This window comes from Rhizobium sp. 57MFTsu3.2 (assembly GCF_012932765.1).
Lineage (GTDB): Bacteria > Pseudomonadota > Alphaproteobacteria > Rhizobiales > Rhizobiaceae > Rhizobium > Rhizobium altiplani.
This window is the reverse complement of record NZ_JDWI01000009.1, coordinates 176,223-194,649: the sequence shown is the minus strand read 5'-3', so window position 1 is coordinate 194,649 and position 18,427 is coordinate 176,223. Positions and strand designations below refer to the sequence as shown.

The window sequence follows — 18,427 nt, the reverse complement described above, 5'->3', positions numbered from 1 at the left end:
CGGATGCCGAACAGGTAGCCAATGAACAGCGCCTTGAACATCAAGGTCGGATCGAGCGGCGGGCGGCCGTTGTCGGCGCAATAAAGCCCCGCAACACGATCATGGATGAAGGAAAAGTCGATCACCGCGTCGATCTTGCGCAGCAGGTGATCCTTCGGCACCAGACTGTCGAGCGTCACCATCTCAAGAGCCGTCTGGGTGGGGGCAGGTTTCTTCAACATGTCCCAATGAATCACAAACCCCCAGACGGTGCCAGGGGTTTGTCAGCAATCTGAGCCCGCTGGGAAGCGGGCTTTCGAATTGCGTGAAGGGATCCGTCTCAGCGCTCGGCGAGAGCTTCCTCGCCCTTCTTCGCGCGCACCAGATTGATGAAGCGACGGAAGAGGTAGTGGCTGTCCTGCGGGCCGGGGGAGGCTTCCGGGTGATGCTGCACCGAGAAGATCGGCTTACCAGCGACACGCAGGCCGCAGTTGGTGCCGTCGAAGAGGGAAACGTGAGTCTCTTCAACGCCATGGGGCAGAGACTTCGTGTCGACCGCGAAGCCGTGGTTCATCGAGACGATCTCGACCTTGCCTGTGGTGTGATCCTTGACGGGGTGGTTGGCGCCATGATGGCCCTGGTGCATCTTTTCGGTCTTGGCGCCGAGCGCGAGGCCGAGCATCTGGTGACCGAGGCAGATGCCGAAGACCGGGATGTCGGTCTTGATCAGCTTCTGGATAACAGGAACGGCGTATTCGCCTGTTGCGGCCGGGTCGCCCGGGCCGTTCGACAGGAAGATGCCGTCGGGCTGCATGGCAAGCACATCCTCGGCACTCGTCGTTGCCGGCATGACGGTGACCTTGCAGTCGAGGCCGGCAAAGAGGCGCAGGATGTTGCGCTTGACGCCGTAGTCGAGGCAGACGACGTGATACGTCGCATTTTCTGGGGTAAGCTCGCCGTAACCTTCGTTCCAGATCCACGGGGTCTGCGCCCACTGCGACGTTTGGCCTGACGAAGCGATCTTGGCGAGGTCGAGGCCTTCGAGGCCGCTCCACGCCTTGGCTTCCGCCTTCAGCGTCTCAACGTCGAACACACCGTTGGGGTCATGGGCGATAACGGCGTTCGGCGAGCCGTTTTCGCGGATCCAAGCCGTCAGCGCGCGTGTGTCGACACCGCAGAGGCCGATGATGCCGCGAGCCTTCAGCCAGGCATCGAGGTGCTTGACGGCGCGGTAGTTGGACGGATCGGTTATATCGGCCTTGAAGATGACGCCGACGGCGCCGTGGCGTGCTGCTGGCGTCAGGTCCTCGATGTCTTCGTCGTTGGTGCCGATGTTGCCGATATGCGGGAAGGTAAAGGTGACGATCTGGCCGAGATAGGAGGGGTCCGTCAGAATCTCTTCGTAGCCAGTCAGCGCCGTGTTGAAGACCACCTCAGCCTGGACCTTGCCGGTCGCGCCGATGCCCTTGCCTTCGATGACGGTACCGTCTGCAAGAACGAGCAGGGCAGTCGGCTTTTCGGTTGTCCAGGGTGCTGTCGCGGTCATCTTCATCCCGTTTCCGGCAGCCACACGTCCTTGGGCAACGTTGGCCGGCCATTTGGTTCGCAAGCATATGCGCGCGGCAAGGCGCGCGCTCTCAGGCCTGATCACGAATTTTGGTGCAGGTGGCGGTAAATAGCCACGCTGTTGCGCGAGGTCAATCTTTGTAGCGCACATTCTGCGGGTTTTCTCGCGCTTTCTGCCGTCATTTTCCGCAATTTATTTGATCCCATGCATTCGCGTGGTTTATGAAGCGGCATTCAAACAGGAGTGATTATGATGTTGCGCGATCAACTCGCCGCCGCCCTCAAGGATGCCATGAAGTCCAAGAATGCCGAGCGGCTCTCGACCGTTCGCCTGATTCAGGCCGCCATCAAGGACCGGGATATTGCCAATCGTGGCGCCGGCAAGGAAGAAGCGAGCGACGACGAAATCCTGCAGATCCTCGCCAAGATGGTGAAGCAGCGCGACGAATCGGCGAAGATCTACGAAGAAAACGCGCGCCCCGAACTGGCCGCTAAAGAGCGTGCCGAAATTGCGGTGCTCCATGATTTCCTGCCGAAACAGCTTTCGGATGCGGAGGTTCGCAGCAACATTACCGCGATCATCGCGGAAATCGGCGCCGCCGGCCCGAAGGACATGGGCAAGGTGATGGCCGTCCTGAAGGAGCGCTATGCCGGCCAGATGGATTTCTCCAAGGCCTCCGGCGCCGTCAAGGAACAGCTGAACTAATCAGCGCAGGCTCGCCGTCTTTCTGGCGGCGAGCCCCAGAACCGCTTCTGCGGCAGCATCGACAATGGCGAATTTCGCGGCCTGATAACCCCAATACTCCATGATAAACGCGCGCGAAATCCAGGTATCGCCCTTATAGGGCGGTTGTGTCCAACCCACGCTTCCCATTTCGGATGCCGTCGTCAGCAGGCGCTTCAAATGCGTGTTGGAGATCATGAACTGGTCACGGATTTCCTTGAGCGACACGGGGCCGATGTGGGCCCGTTCCGAGTTGCGATCGAAGTTGTCGATACTGATCATAAGGTAGTCCATGATCAGGCCGCCGGAGTTTGCCCAGTTGAACAGATTGTATGTAGCGCCTGGGTCGCGCACGGCATCGCTATCGATAATCCCCTTGGAGATCAGCGGCTGCATCCTCGAGAAGGCCGAGGGGTCGGCATTCATCCGGTCCAGCCGATTGCCGCCGTCAAGACTGTCGAGAATAAAAAGGTGGGTGGCGAGCCACCTGTAAAAGTGTTCGTGAGCGGTTTCCGTCGGCTCCAACAGGCGCGTGCGCTTGTCGCTGGTACTCAAGACCGGACTAAGGAACCGGTAGGCTAGCATTTCCTGGATAAAGGCTGCGGCGGTATTGCGGCTCGCAATCTTGTTCGCAACGGCAAAGGCGATGAAACGGCGCGAATAAAGGCCGAGCTTCGGTTCGCCGGGATAGCCGAAGTGGAGTGCAAAGCCGGCATGGGCCATCAACCAGCGTTGCTGCGCGGCAAAGATCGATGCGATGCGCGGGCTCTCGCGGTAGATCGTCAGCATTTCGCGGGCGCAGTTCAGCACGGCCACGAAAAAGGCGTCGCTTTCTAAAAAATCCTCAACTCTATGTGGCATTCGATGATCCCGGTAGGATACTTTCATTGGGCATCGAAGGAGAACTGTCAATGCCATCCACTGCCCACAGCGGACATGGAGACATCGAAGATAAAACTTTTAGGTGAAATTATAGAAGGCAGGAGCTGGGGGTGCTCCTGCCTTCTTGCTCTTTGCTTCCGGTGGCGACGCAGGACCGAGATCCAAGCCACCGGTTACTCGCAAAGACACCCTTGCGAGGCGGCGCCGGGGGTAGGGATGGTGCCTCGCTTGGGGATCGCTTCTTTCCCATTGAAGTTATTGCGACGCGGCAACTGATTCAAATTACAAAAAAATAATGATTGGCGACGGGGCTGCCTTAGGTGTGGCAACCGCGATGGAGGCTACTGCGCGCCGACATGAAATTCGTCGGTCGGAGCAATTCGGAAGCCGTTGTTCCGAAATCGGTTTTTGACGATAGTCAAGAACTGAGACGGTCGGGACGCCTGCTTGCATACACGCAAAACGTGGGGTTATTGCCGTCAGTGTCGCACCCCCTGTCGCAGGGGCGGTAACGCAATTTTGAACACTCATTTCGGGAGAATTTTGAGCAGGCAATGGTCCTGTGAATAGCGCGGCTTTCGCCCAAATGCCGTGGCATCTGCGTATGAACCTGCTTATATGGACCCAATCAAGAGGTTCACATGCGCTTTTCCAATTCCTTTCTCGACGAGATACGCGATCGCGTGCCGATTTCGGACGTGATTGGCCGTCGTGTGAGCTGGGACAAGCGCAAGACCAACGTGTCGCGCGGCGACTATTGGGCCTGCTGCCCGTTTCACGGCGAGAAGTCGCCGAGCTTCCACTGCGAGGACCGAAAGGGGCGCTACCACTGCTTCGGCTGCGGCGTCACCGGCGATCACTTCCGCTTTCTCACAGATCTGGAAGGGTTGAATTTTCCGGAGGCGGTGCAGCAGATCGCCGACATGGCGGGCGTTGCCATGCCGGTTGCCGATCCGGTTATGGAGAAGCGCGAGAAGGAGCGCACTTCGCTTCTCGACGTGATGGAGCTTGCGACCAAGTACTTTCAGGATCAGTTGCAGACGGCAAACGGCGCGCGGGCGCGGGCTTATCTTCGCGACCGCGGGCTGACGGGACGCACGATCGAGACCTTCCGGCTCGGCTTTGCCCCCGATAGCCGAAACGCACTCAAGGAGTTTCTGGCGGGCAAGGGCATTGCCAAGGAACAGATCGAAGCATGTGGGCTGGTGGTCCATGGTCCCGAGGTGCCGGTCTCCTACGATCGCTTCCGCGACCGCATCATGTTCCCGATCCTGTCATCTCGCGAGAAGGTAATTGCGTTCGGGGGGCGTGCCATGTCGCCGGATGCGCCCGCGAAGTATCTCAATTCCAACGAGACAGAGCTGTTCCACAAAGGCAATGTGCTCTACAATTTCGCACGCGCCCGCCGGGCGACGCAGGGTGCGAACGGCGAGGGCACGATCATCGCCGTCGAAGGCTATATGGACGTGATCGCGCTGCATCAGGCCGGCGTCGAGAATGCCGTGGCGCCGCTCGGCACGGCATTGACCGAGAACCAGCTTGAACTCCTCTGGAAGATAACGCCGCAGCCCGTGCTTTGCTTCGATGGCGACGGCGCCGGCATTCGCGCCGCCAATCGCGCTGCCGATCTGGCGCTTCCGCATATCAAGCCGGGGCGCACCGTGCGCTTTGCCCTGTTGCCCGACGGCAAGGACCCGGACGATTTGGTGCGCAACGAAGGCCGTGCGCCCTTCGACAAGGTGATGAGCCAGGCCAAGCCGCTGGCAGAGATGATCTGGGGCCGTGAGATCAATACCGGGCAGTTCGAGACGCCTGAAGCGAAGGCCGAGCTCGAAGCGCGGTTGAAGCAGCTGGTTGGTGTCATTGCCGATGAGAATGTGCGCCGTCACTACCAGCAGGATATGCGCGACCGCCTGAACGGCTTCTTCCAGCCGCAATTCCAGAATCGCGGCAATGAGCGGCGAAGCTTTGATCGTGGCGGCGGACAATCCCGTGGCCGTGGCAACGAGGGGCCACGCGGCCCGCGCCTTTCCGGCGGAGGCATTTCCGATCGGCTCGCCCGCTCCGGTCTGGTTCGAGGCCACCAGGAGACGCCTGCCTTGCGCGAGAGCGTTCTGGCGCTGACAGTTATCAATCATCCGGCCTTGATGCAGGACGAGTATGACGAAATCGCCTCGATCGACTACGACAATCGCGAGCTTCAGCGGCTCTGGTCTGTCATGCTCGGCGCCGCCGCGGCCGTGGCCGGCCCGCACCTCACGCGAGAGCACCTGCTGGAGCGCATGGAAGAGCAAGGCTTCGGCTCATTGCTGCAGGGGCTCGAGCAGCAGATCCGCAATGCCCGCCTTTGGATCGCTACATCGGAGGCTGCGATGGAGGATGCGCGCGAAGGCTACCGGCAGGCGCTCGCCTTCCACAAACGCGCCAAAGCGCTGCGTTTCCAGAAGATCGAGCTCGAACGCGAGATCGCCGAGGCAACCGAGGCCGGCAACGGCGAGGTGATCGATCAGTTGATGCGCGCATTGCAGGAGGTTCATTTCGAGGGGCTTCGCTTAGAGAACCAGGAAGCGATCATCGATGGATTCGGCGTGCTCTCCGGCCGCGTCAAGGGAGCGGCTAGCCATTGAGGGATTCTACAGAGCAACTTTCTGCCGGCGATGCGCTGTTCGGCGCGGAGCGCTCGCCTCTTGGCATTCTTAACCGTGTCTATGGCTATCCGGCCTTCCGCGGCAAGCAGCAGCAGGTGGTGGAGCATGTCGTCGCCGGCGGCGATGCCGTCGTTCTCTTTCCGACGGGGGCCGGCAAATCGCTCTGCTTCCAGATTCCGGCGCTCTGCCGCGAAGGTGTCGGCATTGTCGTTTCGCCGCTGATTGCGCTGATGCGCGATCAGGTGGAGGCGATGAAGCAGCTCGGCATCAGGGCCGCGGCACTGAACTCGGCGCTGTCACGCGAGGAGTTCATCGAGGTTCGTCGCGCGATTGCCGCAGGCAAGCTCGATCTCCTTTACGTGACGCCGGAGCGCATTCTCATGGATGGCTTCCGCGACACGATCGGTAACGCGCGGATCTCGCTCTTCGCGATCGACGAGGCGCATTGTGTTTCCCAATGGGGCCATGACTTCCGCCCCGAGTATCGCGAGCTTGGCAAGCTGGCGGAGCACTACCCGGGTGTGCCGCGCATTGCGCTGACGGCGACGGCCGACTCGCACACCCGCGACGATATCGTCGAACGGTTGGCGCTGAACAATGCCCAGGTCTTTACGACCAGCTTCGATCGCCCGAACATTTCCTACGAAATCGTCGAGCGCGATCAGCCGCGCCAGCAGTTGCTGCGGTTTCTTTCCGGACACAAAGGCAACAGCGGTATCGTCTACTGTCTGTCCCGCGCCAAGGTCGAGGATACGGCCGAGTGGCTGAACGGGCAGGGCATTCGGGCGCTTCCCTATCACGCCGGCATGGACAGGGTGCTTCGCGATGCAAATCAGGATGCCTTTCTGAAAGAGGATGAGCTTTGCCTTGTCGCCACCGTCGCCTTCGGCATGGGGATCGACAAGCCGAATGTGCGCTACGTCGCGCATCTCGATCTGCCGGGCTCGGTCGAGGCGTACTACCAGGAGACGGGCCGCGCCGGGCGCGACGGCCTGCCTTCCGAAGTCTGGATGGCCTACGGCATGGCCGACGTCATCCAGCGCCGCCGGATGATCGACGACGGTGGTGCGGCCGACGAGATCAAACGCGTTGAGCGCTCCAAGCTGAACGCGCTGCTGGCGATCTGCGAAACCGCCTCGTGCCGCCGTCAGGCAATCCTTGCGCATTTCGGCGAGGCGCATGCCGGCAAGTGCGGTGGCTGCGATACCTGCCTGAAGCCGGTCGAGACCTGGGACGGGACGGAGGCAGCCATCAAGGCGCTTGCCGCGATCTACCGGACCGGCGAGCGGTTCGGCACCGGGCATGTCGTGGATGTGCTGCTCGGCAACGTCAACGAGAAGACTGAACGCTTCGGCCACACGACAATGCCGGTCTTTGGCGCCGGAAATGATCTGCCGGCCCGCACGTGGCAATCGGTATTCCGGCAATTGCTTGCGATGGGATTGGTCCGCGTCGACAATGAAGCGTTCGGCGCCCTGAAGCTCGAGGCGGAGGCCCGCGCCGTCTTCAAGCGCGAACGCCCGGTTTTCTTCCGCAAGGATCGTCCGGTTGCGGAACGACGTTCGAAACGAACGGCGCAGGTCGAGCGGCGCTCCGTTCTTTCAGGCGGAGACGGCGTGCTCTTCGAAGCCTTGCGCGCGGAGCGGACGGCGATCGCGCGCTCGCTCGGCGTGCCGCCCTATGTTGTCTTCCCCGATACGACACTCATCGCCTTCGCGACCGAGCGGCCGCGGACGCACAAGGAGATGCTCAACATCTCGGGGGTAGGCCAGTCGAAGCTCGAGCGCTACGGTGATGCGTTTCTGGATGTGATCCTCGGTCACGATGACTAGGCTGCGCCGAGGGTGACGGTTGGATCGGGCATGACATGCTGACGCTTTCAAGGTCTTTAGGATCCAAAGCCCCCCGTCTCGAGCCACGCGTTTTACCAAACTTTACCGAGATAGAAACATCGGAACGGTGCTGTCTTTCAGCATGGACTGTGTTACGCCACCGAAGAGGCGTTGCTGCAGGCGTGGGTGGTTATAGGCACCCATCACGATGAGATCTGCCGCGACATCGAGGGCGTGCTGCCTCAATGCCTCGTCCACCCGCCGTCCGCCGCTGGGCACGCGGTCAACTTCGACATTGATCCCATGCCGCGCAAGATAGGCCGCGATGTCGGCTCCAGGTTCCTCACCGTTTGCTGTTGCTGAAGAGACCGGATCAATAAGTGTCACGTGAACCGTGTCGCTGGCTTTCAGGAAATCCAGGGATTGCCGCGCCGCACGGGCGGCTTCGTTGCTGGAGTCCCAAGCAAGCAATACCGACTTCGGAGACGTCGTCATCGATCTCTTGGCGGGATTGATCAAAATCGGGGTCGGCGATTGAAAGAGTGCTCCGTCGATAACGCGTTTTCGCAGGGGCTCGTTGCGCGCCGTCTGAGCCTCGACAAGAACCAGGTCCGCATAAAGGGAACGTTCGGCGATGTCGTCATCGACCCAGGCGAACTCTGTGTAGATTTCCTGCACATCGCTTGAAAGATCGGCGTTCCGCAGTTCCGCTTTGACTGCCGCAGCTTCTTCGCCGAGGTGTTCGATTTCGCGCTGCTGCTCGTCGAGCCACGCTGTGGAGATCGCCTGGTATGTTGCGATCGCGGGCACGGCACCCATGCTCATCACAAGCGCTGTCAGATGTGCGTCGTGACCCTCGCAGAACTTCACGGCGTTGCTGAGGTCGTCGGCCCAATGGTCGACGCCGAGAACAGCTAGAACGGTTTTGATCGTCATTTTGACCCGCCTTTCTGTTGGATGAAGTTGATTCTACTCCTTTCGCGCCGACCTGCATTGATCTCTGTCAAAATCGTACCGCGGATATGCTTTGGCGAACTATGGCGGCGAAATCCGGCGTTGACGACGGCAAGACAGGCTCTTGGCTATGTGCTAGTGCAGGGCATCGGGAAACATCACAAGAAGGGCATTCAATGACCTCGGAATTCCTCTCCTACCTCCGCACCGAACTTGCCGCACTGAAGGATGCCGGACTTTACAAGTCCGAGCGCGTCATCACCTCCAAGCAGGCAGGCGAGATTGCCGTTGCCTCCGGCGAGCGCGTGCTGAACTTCTGCGCCAACAACTATCTCGGGCTCGCTGATAATGAGGAGCTTGTCGAAGCGGGGAAGAAGGCGCTCGACCGCTATGGCTACGGCATGGCGTCGGTGCGCTTTATCTGCGGTACACAGGAAGAGCACAAACAGCTCGAGGCCCGCATTTCCTCCTTCCTCGGCATGGAAGACACGATCCTCTATTCCTCTTGTTTCGACGCCAATGGCGGTCTCTTCGAGACGCTGCTCGGCGAGGAGGATGCAATCATCTCCGACGCGCTGAACCACGCCTCGATCATCGATGGCGTGCGTCTCTCCAAGGCGAAGCGCTTCCGCTATGCCAACAACGACATGACGGCGCTGGAGGAAGAGCTGAAGAAGGCGGAAGGCAGCCGCTTCAAGCTGATCGCTACTGATGGTGTCTTCTCGATGGACGGCATTATTGCCAACCTGCAGGGCGTCTGCGACCTCGCCGAGAAATATGGTGCGATGGTCATGGTCGACGACAGCCACGCCGTCGGCTTCGTCGGGAAGCATGGGCGCGGGTCAGCCGAGCATTGCGGGGTTGAGGGCCGGGTCGACATCATCACCGGCACGCTCGGGAAGGCGCTCGGCGGTGCCTCCGGCGGCTATACTTCGGCAAAGGCGGAAATCGTCGACTGGCTGCGGCAGCGGTCGCGCCCCTATCTGTTCTCGAACACGCTGGCACCGGTAATTGCGGCTGCGTCGCTCAAGGTCTTCGATCTCATCGAGAACGGTGATGCGCTGCGCGAGCGGTTGGCAGCCAATGCGGCGCTGTTCCGCTCCGAAATGACGAAGCTCGGCTTCACCTTGGCGGGCGAGGGGCATCCGATCATTCCTGTCATGCTTGGCGACGCCAAGCTGGCGCAGGACATGGCGGCGCTCATGTTGAAGAAGGGCGTCTATGTGATCGGCTTCTCCTTCCCTGTCGTGCCAAAGGGACAGGCGCGCATCCGCACGCAGATGTCGGCGGCGCATTCACGTGCAGATGTCGAGCGGACGATTGCGGCCTTTGCCGAAGCCGGCCGCGAACTCGGTGTCATTTAAAGGGTTTGGGAGAGTTAGATCATGTCGAACATGATGAAGGCGCTGGTCAAGGCGAAGCCGGAGGTGGGGCTTTGGATGGAACATGTCCCGGTTCCCGAGGTCGGACCGAACGACGTGTTGATCAAGGTGAAGAAATCCGCGATCTGCGGTACCGATGTCCATATCTGGAACTGGGACCAGTGGGCGCAGAAGACCATTCCTGTGCCGATGGTCGTCGGCCATGAATTCTGCGGCGAGATCGCTGAGATCGGCTCGGCGGTTACGAAATACCATGTCGGTGAACGTGTTTCCGGCGAGGGGCATATCGTCTGCGGCAAGTGCCGCAACTGTCGTGCGGGCAGGGGCCACCTCTGCCGCAACACGCTCGGCGTCGGCGTCAACCGCCCCGGCTCGTTCGGAGAGTTCGTCTGCATTCCCGAGGCGAATGTGGTGCCGATTCCGGACGATATTTCCGATGAGATCGCCGCGATCTTCGACCCGTTTGGCAACGCGGTGCATACAGCTCTTTCCTTCGATCTCGTCGGCGAGGATGTGCTTGTCACCGGCGCGGGCCCGATCGGCATCATGGGGGCGCTGGTCGCCAAGCGATCGGGCGCCCGCAAGGTGGTCATAACAGACATCAACCCGCATCGGCTTGATCTCGCCCGCAAGCTCGGCATCGATTATGTCGTCGATGCCTCGAAGGAGAACCTCACCGACGTGATGAAGTCGATCGGAATGACCGAGGGCTTCGACGTCGGGCTTGAAATGTCCGGCGCTGCGCCGGCCTTTCGCGACATGATCGACAAGATGAACAATGGCGGCAAGATCGCGATCCTCGGCATTGCGCCTGCCGGCTTCGAGATCGACTGGAACAAAGTCATCTTCAAGATGCTTAACCTGAAGGGCATCTACGGTCGCGAGATGTTCGAGACTTGGTACAAGATGATTGCTTTCGTGCAGGGCGGGCTGGATTTGTCGCCCGTTATCACGCACCGGATCGGGATCGATGAGTTCCGGGAGGGATTCGAGGCGATGCGCTCGGGCAATTCAGGCAAGGTGGTTATGGACTGGAACTGAGGAGGATCGATGCAGTACGAAGGAAGCTGCCATTGCGGCAACATCGCATTTGAGGTGGAGGGGAGTTCACCTCCGCCCTTGATTGCAATTGTTCGCTATGCCGACGGCGCGGAGGGCTGCTCGCCTTCGTTCCCCGCGACAAGTTCACCCTGAGAACGCCGCGTGAGAAGCTGTCCACCTATACGTTCAATACCCACACGATCCAGCACCGCTTTTGCGGCACTTGCGGCATCGCTCCCTTCGCGGAAGCTAAGATGCCTGACGGTGCTGAGATGGCCTGCATCAACGTTCGCTGCATTCCCGCTGTTGATCTTGCAAGTCTGGAGATCCAGCCCTGGGATGGGCAGTCGCATTAAGCTTCGACGGAGGTCGAACAAAACAAACGGCGGGCACGTCGAATCTTGGCGGCGACTTGGCTGTTCAGGAAGAATGCCTGCTGCCCTTGTCTTCTCGTGGTGACATCCTATTTATGGTTGGCAATCGCTTGGGCGGTTCCGGGCCTGTGGATAAGGCTTTTTCCGGGTTTTGTGAGGCTTTTTTGCTAGAAAAGCTTGACGAGAACAAAAAATGTGGGAATCACCGTTCGACTTGGAAAGCGGTGAACTGGGTCAAGGGCGGATCGCACAACCATGGCCGGACATTTGATGACAATGAAGCTCTGTCGTCCGGCGCCGGCAATCGTGGTTAATCAGGCATTAAATCTCATCCCGTTAGGTGAGACTAGGTGATTCGAGACGGTCGTTTGCGGCGTATCGGCTGCGTGCGGCCGTTCACTGCGACGAGTTTGAATAGCGTCAGGAAGGCGACGACATAAATGGCAACCAAGGTCAAAGAAAACGAAGAAGCGGAAGTCGAACGCGACGGCGGCACCGACGGCCCTCTTCTCGATCTTTCCGATGACGCGGTCAAGAAGATGATCAAGGCCGCGAAGAAGCGCGGCTATGTAACGATGGACGAGTTGAACGCCGTCCTGCCGTCAGAAGAAGTGACGTCCGAGCAGATCGAAGACACGATGTCGATGTTGTCGGACATGGGCATCAACGTCATCGAAGACGAAGAAGCCGAGGAAGCCACGGCCGGCGGCGACGATGATGATTCCGGCTCCGACGACGAGAGCGAAGGCGGCGAGCTCGCACCTTCCGGCGGCACTGCCCTTGCGACCGCCAAGAAGAAGGAACCGACCGACCGCACCGACGATCCGGTTCGCATGTATCTGCGCGAAATGGGCTCGGTGGAGCTGCTGTCGCGCGAAGGCGAAATTGCGATCGCAAAGCGCATCGAGGCCGGCCGCGAAACCATGATCGGCGGCCTCTGCGAAAGCCCGCTGACGTTCCAGGCGCTGATCATCTGGCGCGATGAGCTCAACGAAGGCACGACGCTGCTTCGCGAGATCATCGACCTCGAAACCACCTATTCCGGCCCGGAAGCCAAGGCTGCACCGCAGTTCCAAAGCCCCGAGAAGATCGAGGCTGACCGCAAGGCCGCCGAAGAGAAGGAAAAGACGCGCCGCGTCCGTTCTGGCGACGACGACATCACCAATGTCGGCGGCGAAGGCCTTCCTCCGGAAGAGGAAGAAGAAGACGAAGACGAGTCCAACCTGTCGCTCGCCGCTATGGAAGCGGAACTGCGCCCGCAGGTCATGGAAACGCTCGACATCATCGCCGAGACCTACAAGAAGCTGCGCAAGCTTCAGGACCAGCAGGTCGAGCAGCGGCTCGCTGCCACCGGCACGCTGTCGTCTGCCCAGGAGCGCCGGTACAAGGAGCTCAAGGATGAGCTCATCAAGGCCGTCAAGTCTCTGTCGCTGAACCAGAACCGCATCGACGCCCTCGTCGAGCAGCTTTACGACATTAACAAGCGCCTCGTTCAGAACGAAGGCCGCCTGCTGCGTCTCGCTGAATCCTACGGCGTCAAGCGCGACTCGTTCCTCGAGCAGTATCAGGGCGCCGAACTCGATCCGAACTGGATGAAGTCGATCGGCAATCTGGCGGCACGCGGCTGGAAGGAATTCGCCAAGGGCGAAAACACGACGATCCGCGACATCCGCCAGGAGATCCAGAATCTCGCAACGGAAACCGGCATCTCGATCTCGGAATTCCGCCGCATCGTGCACATGGTGCAGAAGGGCGAGCGCGAAGCCCGCATCGCCAAGAAGGAAATGGTCGAAGCGAACCTTCGCCTCGTCATCTCCATCGCCAAGAAGTACACGAACCGTGGTCTGCAGTTCCTCGACCTCATTCAGGAGGGCAACATCGGCCTGATGAAGGCGGTCGACAAGTTCGAATACCGCCGCGGCTACAAGTTCTCGACTTACGCGACGTGGTGGATCCGTCAGGCGATCACCCGTTCCATCGCCGACCAGGCCCGCACGATCCGTATTCCGGTGCATATGATCGAAACGATCAACAAGATCGTCCGCACGTCGCGCCAGATGCTGCACGAAATCGGTCGCGAGCCGACACCGGAAGAACTGGCCGAAAAGCTTGCCATGCCGCTCGAAAAGGTCCGCAAGGTCCTGAAGATCGCCAAGGAGCCGATCTCGCTCGAAACCCCTGTCGGTGACGAAGAGGATTCACACCTCGGCGATTTCATCGAGGACAAGAACGCGCTGCTGCCGATCGACGCCGCCATCCAGGCGAATCTGCGCGAAACGACGACTCGCGTTCTGGCATCACTGACGCCGCGCGAAGAGCGCGTGCTGCGCATGCGTTTCGGCATCGGCATGAACACCGACCATACGCTCGAGGAAGTCGGTCAGCAGTTCTCGGTTACCCGCGAACGTATCCGTCAGATCGAAGCGAAGGCGCTGCGCAAGCTGAAGCACCCGAGCCGTTCGAGAAAGCTTCGCAGCTTCCTGGACAGCTAAGCTTCCACCTTCGACTGGAAACATCCAAGAGCCGGGCCCTGTGCCCGGCTTTTGCTTTTCTGGCACCCTTGCGGGCCGTGGCATTTCTTGTTGTCGCATGGGGACAGGAGTAAGGTAGACACTACGGGGGACAGGACCGACCACAGCGCGTGAGCGAAGGTCGCCATAGCCTGTTGCGTAGGGCCAAGACCCTCCGGTGGGAGGTGTGCAATGACCACTTACATCGTGCTTATTAATTGGACGGATCAGGGAATTCGCAACGTTCGCGACTCGGCAAAGCGCCTGGACGCGGCAAAGAAGCTGCTTGGCGACATGGGCGGCTCCTTCCAGAATTTCTTCCTTACCTTGGGCGATCACGACATGGTTGCTGTCTGCGAGGCGCCTGACGATGCTGTCATGGCGCGCTTCGGGCTGTCGCTTGGGATGGCGGGTAATGTGCGCACCAAGACTTTAAAGGCGTTTCCGGAGGCTGCCTATCGCGAGATCATAGGCTCGCTCGGATAGCCCTTGACCTTCTCGCAGAGGCGAATACGCGCAAACATGTGGAGGACGTGCCGCGCGAAAACGGTTGCGGTTGCGTGACACGAGGCTTTTTTGTTTTACGGCTTGATGATGCCTTCTTAAAAGGCCACATCGGTAGCGTGGCGCAGGGCATCGTTCGTAGGCATGCAACAGACTTCGGGAAAGAAATGGGGAGCATTCGGCTGGGGCATCTTTGCCTCCGTTCTGCTGCACCTTGCCGTCGTCGGCTTCTTTCTCGTGAAGCTGCCCGTACCTGCGCCTCAGCCGGAGGAGGAAACCGTCAGCGTCGACCTCGTGCCACCGCCAGAAGAAAAGAAACCAGAGGAAAAGAAACCCGAGGAGAAGCCGCCGGAATTGAAGATGCCGGAAGAGCCCAAGCCAGAGGAGCCGAAACCCGAGGAGAAGAAGGCGGAGGAAAAGCCGGCCGAGAAGCCGCCGGAACCGCCGAAGCAAGAGAAGGCCGAGCAGCCGCCGCCTCCGCCACCACCGCCTCCGCCGCCGGAGCAGGCAAAGGCGCCGGAAGAGAAACCGCCGGAAAAGCCACCGGAAGCAGCAGCTGCAGAGGATGCCAAGTCCAAGGAGCAGTCTGGCAAGGGGCAGCCGCTGCCGGTGCTGCGCCCGGTGACGGAATTTGGCGACAAGGATACCGGCCCGGAGAAATCGACCGAGGGGGATGCTTCCGTCGCGGGTGTAAAGTCTGATACGCCGAAGCCTTCACCTGAACCTAAGCCTGAAACCCAGGAAGATCAGGTGAAACCGGAGCAAACAACAGAGGCAGCCAAGACACCTGAAAGCAAGGAACCGCCGGCCAATCCGGTCCCTGATGATGTCGACCTGCCGCGGGTCGACCTGGCGGAAAGCCATGCCGAGAAGAACGGTCCAGCCGCCGGCGCCGAAAGCGAGGCCAAGACCAGCTTTGAGCAGGGCAAACCGCCCAATGCAACGAAGCCCGATGCGACGGCAACCGCACAGGCGGACAAGCCCGTCGAGCTGACGGAGGCGAAGACATTGTTCTCGCAGAATATGACGAATGATCCAGTGGCGAGAACCGCAATGGGCGATCTGCCGCGGAGTGTTCGTGTCGACCAACTCTGCGGCACGGAGCTTCGGCAGCAGCTGATGCATGGTTCCCCGTCATATCGGCCGGAACTCCTGCCATCCTACCGCTTGTCAAAGGGCACCGTTCTCCAGGTCCGGAAAGGCGCATTTCGGGCTGCGGGCCGCTGGTATGATGTCAGTTTCCGTTGCGAGGTGGACGATGGGGCCACGAAAATCCAATCGTTCAGCTTTGCCGTCGGCAATCCGGTTCCAAGGAGCGAATGGGCGAGCCGCCGTTTCCCGATGGACTAGCGTTCACCAGTTCGGCGCAAGACAGTCCCTTTAACCCTTTCCCATCGCCACATGTCGGTGGCGCGTGAAAGGACAATGAGATGTCGAACGAAATCGAGCGCTTCTTCGAACTGCAGGATGAAGCGACCAAGGCTGCCTTTTTCGAGAATCGCGGAGACGAGCTCACCGATATCCTGGTTGCCGCGCTCGATGATGTCTGGGCGATTCTGGCAGACAAGGATCTGGGCGAAACGCTCCATTGAGCACTTTGGCCAGCATGATCGCTTGAGGCGATGGGCAGCGAGGGGTGTCGCTTGCCGTTGTTTTCGGTGGCTTCGGCTGGCACTATGCGGCTTCATCTCTGAAAGCCCACTCATGGCCCGCAGTCAATTTCGCATGTTCAGGTCGGCGGTTGCCGGCATTGAGGCCGTGGCTGCCAGTAGCGGCCGGAGCTTCGCGCGCCATACTCATGAGCAGTTCGGCATCGGGCTGGTTTCGTCAGGTGCGCAGAAATCGCTGAGCGGGCGTGGGATGGTCGAGGCTGGTGCCGGCGACATCATCACGGTCAATCCGAACGAAGTGCATGATGGCACGCCGATCGGTGAGGGCAGGTCGTGGCGAATCCTCTACTTCGACCCTGCGGTGATCACTGCCAACCTCTCCGAAGTTACAGGGGGACGACGATCGGCGGTCGAGATTGCGCATCCGGTGCTGCATGACAAGGCGATCGCGGCGCACTTCGAGGCAGTTTTTGCGCTCTTGACCAACGAGGGAGGGCGGCAACTGCAGCTGGAGCAAGCCCTGCTTGAACTCGTCGCCCGCGTCTTTGCGGAGGCCGTCCCGAACGATCGGCCGGGTGCACCCCAGGCCATTCGGACCGCGCAGGAAATGATCGACTGCGATCCTACAGCGGCAATCTCTCTGTCCGACCTGGCCCGTGCGAGCCGGCTCAGCCGGTTTCAGGTATTGCGGGGTTTCGCGAAAGCAACCGGCATGACGCCACATGCCTATCTGGTCCAGCGCCGCATCCATCTTGCGCGGCGTCTGATCGCGGGCGGCGCACCCTTGGCGGAGGCCGCCATTGCCAGCGGCTTCGTCGACCAAAGCCACATGACGCGCGTGTTTGTGCGGAAGTATGGGGTCTCTCCGCGCGCCTATGCCAATGCGGTCGCCTAACTGCGCTGCAATTTCATACAAGATCGCTAGATAATTATGGTCTTTCTTCTGCGCAAACAGGAGAAGGCGATGCAGCGACATTTGCAAGGTTACCTCTATCTGACTCTGGCGATGATCACGGTTGGCAGCACCGTTATCGCAAGCCGGGTCATTGCGTCAGGCATGCCGCCGTTCACGGCGACAGCTCTGCGCTTCGCCGCTGCCTTCCCGTTCTTCCTACTTTTGATGGGTATGACCGGGACCCGCCTGCCAAGCTTGCCGCTTCGCGACTGGATCATCGTCTTCGTTCAGGCCGGTGCGGGCAGTGTTGGCTACACGACCTTGCTGATCTCAGGCCTGAAGCTGACCACCGCGGCCGACGCGGGCGTCATCATCGGGACGTTGCCGGTTGTCGCCGGGGCGCTTTCCGTCGTTGTTCTGCGCGAAAAGCCTCGTTCGTCGATGGTGCTGGCAATCGTGCTGGCGACAACCGGCGTTTTGTTCATCGCGCTTTCACCCGATGCCGGAAGTGGATCCCTGCCTGGCAACGCACTGGTTTTCGGAGCCGTGATCTGCGAAAGCCTGTTCATACTCCTGAACAAGAACCTCAGCACACCGATCTCGGCGCTGACGCAGTCTGCATTGATGACGGGGATTGGCTTCGGCGTCGCCATGGTGGCGGCCGTCTTGGCAGAAGGTGTGCCACGGGAATTCTCGGCAGGTGCGATGTCGGCAGCGATCTACTACGCGCTGGTGCCGACCGTTGTCGGTTTCATCCTTTGGTATGCCGGGGCGGAGCGTGTGAGCGGCGTCGAGGCGTCGCTTTTCACCGCAGTCGCACCGGTTTCCGCGTTATTGATGGCCTTCGTGATACTCGGTGAGCCGCTGCATTCCAACCAAGTTGCCGGCGTCGGCTGCGTGCTGGCGGCTGTCCTAGGACTCGGCTTGTTTCAGCGACGGGCGATGGCGGCAAAGTAGCGTTGTTTGCCGGTGCCGTTCACGGGCGGCGGAAGCGAGGACCCGCCACGGCCGCTCCTGCAATTTGATGGCGCGGCTCCTATATCTGAGTTCTGGCCGAAGGAGCTGCCGATGTCTGCACAATCGATGAAGATACCCGGTCCCGATCACCCGATTACCGTCACGCCCAATCCTGCGCGCGTCGTCATAAAGCTGCGCGGGCAGGCTATTGCCGATAGTCGCAATGCGTTGTCGCTGAAGGAAGCGTCCTATCCTGCCGTTCAGTACATACCGCGCGCTGATGTCGATATGGCGCTTCTCACCCGGAGTGATCACCATACCTACTGCCCGTATAAGGGCGAGGCGTCGTATTTCAACATTGTTTTGGGCGGTGCGGAGGTCGTGAATGCGATCTGGACCTATGAAAGTCCGTATGCCGCTGTCAGCGAGATCAAGGAGCACCTCGCTTTCTATCCCGATCGGGTCGACTCGGTTGAGGAGTTTCCGGGCTAGTGCAGCTCATGGGCGAAACGCCGAATAAGGTAGTGTTCGCCGCGGAGCCGCGGATTCTTGGGAGGAAACAAGGACGG

The 18,427-nt window shown here is 60.2% G+C and carries 17 protein-coding genes and 1 pseudogene; 14 read left to right on the top strand and 4 right to left on the bottom strand.

Annotated features, from left to right (window positions below):
• A partial coding sequence (locus AF71_RS12735; protein WP_169681523.1) for a transposase occupies positions 1–221 on the bottom strand: 221 nt, incomplete at its 3' end.
• 98 nt (positions 222–319) lie between these two features.
• Entirely contained in the window at positions 320–1,525 is a 1,206-nt protein-coding gene (carA, locus tag AF71_RS12730) for a glutamine-hydrolyzing carbamoyl-phosphate synthase small subunit (RefSeq protein ID WP_025659294.1), read from the bottom strand.
• A 273-nt stretch (positions 1,526–1,798) separates the two neighbouring features.
• On the opposite strand from carA, the gene AF71_RS12725 reads away from it, so the two are divergent.
• The gene (locus AF71_RS12725) at positions 1,799–2,251 is read left to right on the top strand and encodes a GatB/YqeY domain-containing protein (protein ID WP_026371789.1); all 453 of its coding nucleotides are present in this window, start codon (positions 1,799–1,801) and stop codon (positions 2,249–2,251) included.
• On the opposite strand, the gene AF71_RS12720 is transcribed toward AF71_RS12725, so the two are convergent.
• Positions 2,252–3,130, bottom strand: coding sequence for a hypothetical protein (locus AF71_RS12720; RefSeq protein ID WP_018857179.1), 879 nt, complete (start codon positions 3,128–3,130; stop codon positions 2,252–2,254).
• A 662-nt stretch (positions 3,131–3,792) separates the two neighbouring features.
• Between AF71_RS12720 and dnaG the strand changes: the two genes are divergently transcribed.
• Together dnaG and recQ are read left to right on the top strand one after the other, a co-directional pair.
• Positions 3,793–5,778, top strand: coding sequence for a DNA primase (gene dnaG / locus AF71_RS12715; protein ID WP_169681521.1), 1,986 nt, complete (start codon positions 3,793–3,795; stop codon positions 5,776–5,778).
• Positions 5,775–7,631 (top strand): DNA helicase RecQ, encoded by a 1,857-nt coding sequence (gene recQ, locus AF71_RS12710; protein WP_018857177.1) that lies wholly within the window; start codon positions 5,775–5,777, stop codon positions 7,629–7,631. The genes dnaG and recQ overlap by 4 nt, the downstream gene beginning before the upstream one ends.
• A gap of 102 nt (positions 7,632–7,733) precedes the next feature.
• Here recQ and AF71_RS12705 read toward each other — a convergent pair whose 3' ends face one another.
• Entirely contained in the window at positions 7,734–8,567 is an 834-nt protein-coding gene (locus tag AF71_RS12705) for a universal stress protein (protein WP_018857176.1), read from the bottom strand.
• A gap of 194 nt (positions 8,568–8,761) precedes the next feature.
• Here AF71_RS12705 and AF71_RS12700 point away from each other — a divergent pair, with 194 nt between their 5' ends.
• The 11 genes and pseudogenes from AF71_RS12700 (at position 8,762) to AF71_RS12650 (ending at position 18,350) form a co-directional block, all read left to right on the top strand.
• Positions 8,762–9,949: a glycine C-acetyltransferase gene (locus AF71_RS12700; protein WP_018857175.1), complete on the top strand. Its 1,188-nt coding sequence runs from the start codon at positions 8,762–8,764 to the stop codon at positions 9,947–9,949.
• A gap of 21 nt (positions 9,950–9,970) precedes the next feature.
• Positions 9,971–11,008 (top strand): L-threonine 3-dehydrogenase, encoded by a 1,038-nt coding sequence (gene tdh, locus AF71_RS12695; protein ID WP_018116225.1) that lies wholly within the window; start codon positions 9,971–9,973, stop codon positions 11,006–11,008.
• A gap of 9 nt (positions 11,009–11,017) precedes the next feature.
• Positions 11,018–11,364: pseudogene (locus AF71_RS12690) on the top strand (GFA family protein).
• Between the two features lie 56 nt (positions 11,365–11,420).
• Positions 11,421–11,696 (top strand): hypothetical protein, encoded by a 276-nt coding sequence (locus tag AF71_RS12685; RefSeq protein WP_156828755.1) that lies wholly within the window; start codon positions 11,421–11,423, stop codon positions 11,694–11,696.
• A 126-nt stretch (positions 11,697–11,822) separates the two neighbouring features.
• Entirely contained in the window at positions 11,823–13,874 is a 2,052-nt protein-coding gene (gene rpoD, locus AF71_RS12680; protein ID WP_007534225.1) for an RNA polymerase sigma factor RpoD, read from the top strand.
• Positions 13,875–14,084: 210 nt separating this feature from the next.
• A complete protein-coding gene (locus AF71_RS12675; protein WP_018116303.1) occupies positions 14,085–14,378 on the top strand; it encodes a GYD domain-containing protein in 294 nt (97 codons plus the stop codon).
• Positions 14,379–14,540: 162 nt separating this feature from the next.
• Complete coding sequence (locus AF71_RS12670; RefSeq protein WP_018116302.1) at positions 14,541–15,746, top strand: DUF930 domain-containing protein; 1,206 nt, start codon at positions 14,541–14,543, stop codon at positions 15,744–15,746.
• A gap of 80 nt (positions 15,747–15,826) precedes the next feature.
• Complete coding sequence (locus AF71_RS12665; RefSeq protein WP_018116301.1) at positions 15,827–15,988, top strand: hypothetical protein; 162 nt, start codon at positions 15,827–15,829, stop codon at positions 15,986–15,988.
• 112 nt (positions 15,989–16,100) lie between these two features.
• Positions 16,101–16,901, top strand: coding sequence for an AraC family transcriptional regulator (locus AF71_RS12660; protein ID WP_018116300.1), 801 nt, complete (start codon positions 16,101–16,103; stop codon positions 16,899–16,901).
• A 69-nt stretch (positions 16,902–16,970) separates the two neighbouring features.
• Positions 16,971–17,858, top strand: a complete 888-nt coding sequence (locus AF71_RS12655; RefSeq protein ID WP_192240800.1) for a DMT family transporter — start codon at positions 16,971–16,973, stop codon at positions 17,856–17,858.
• 111 nt (positions 17,859–17,969) lie between these two features.
• Positions 17,970–18,350, top strand: a complete 381-nt coding sequence (locus AF71_RS12650; RefSeq protein ID WP_018857170.1) for a DUF427 domain-containing protein — start codon at positions 17,970–17,972, stop codon at positions 18,348–18,350.
• The last annotated feature ends 77 nt before the right edge of the window (positions 18,351–18,427 follow it).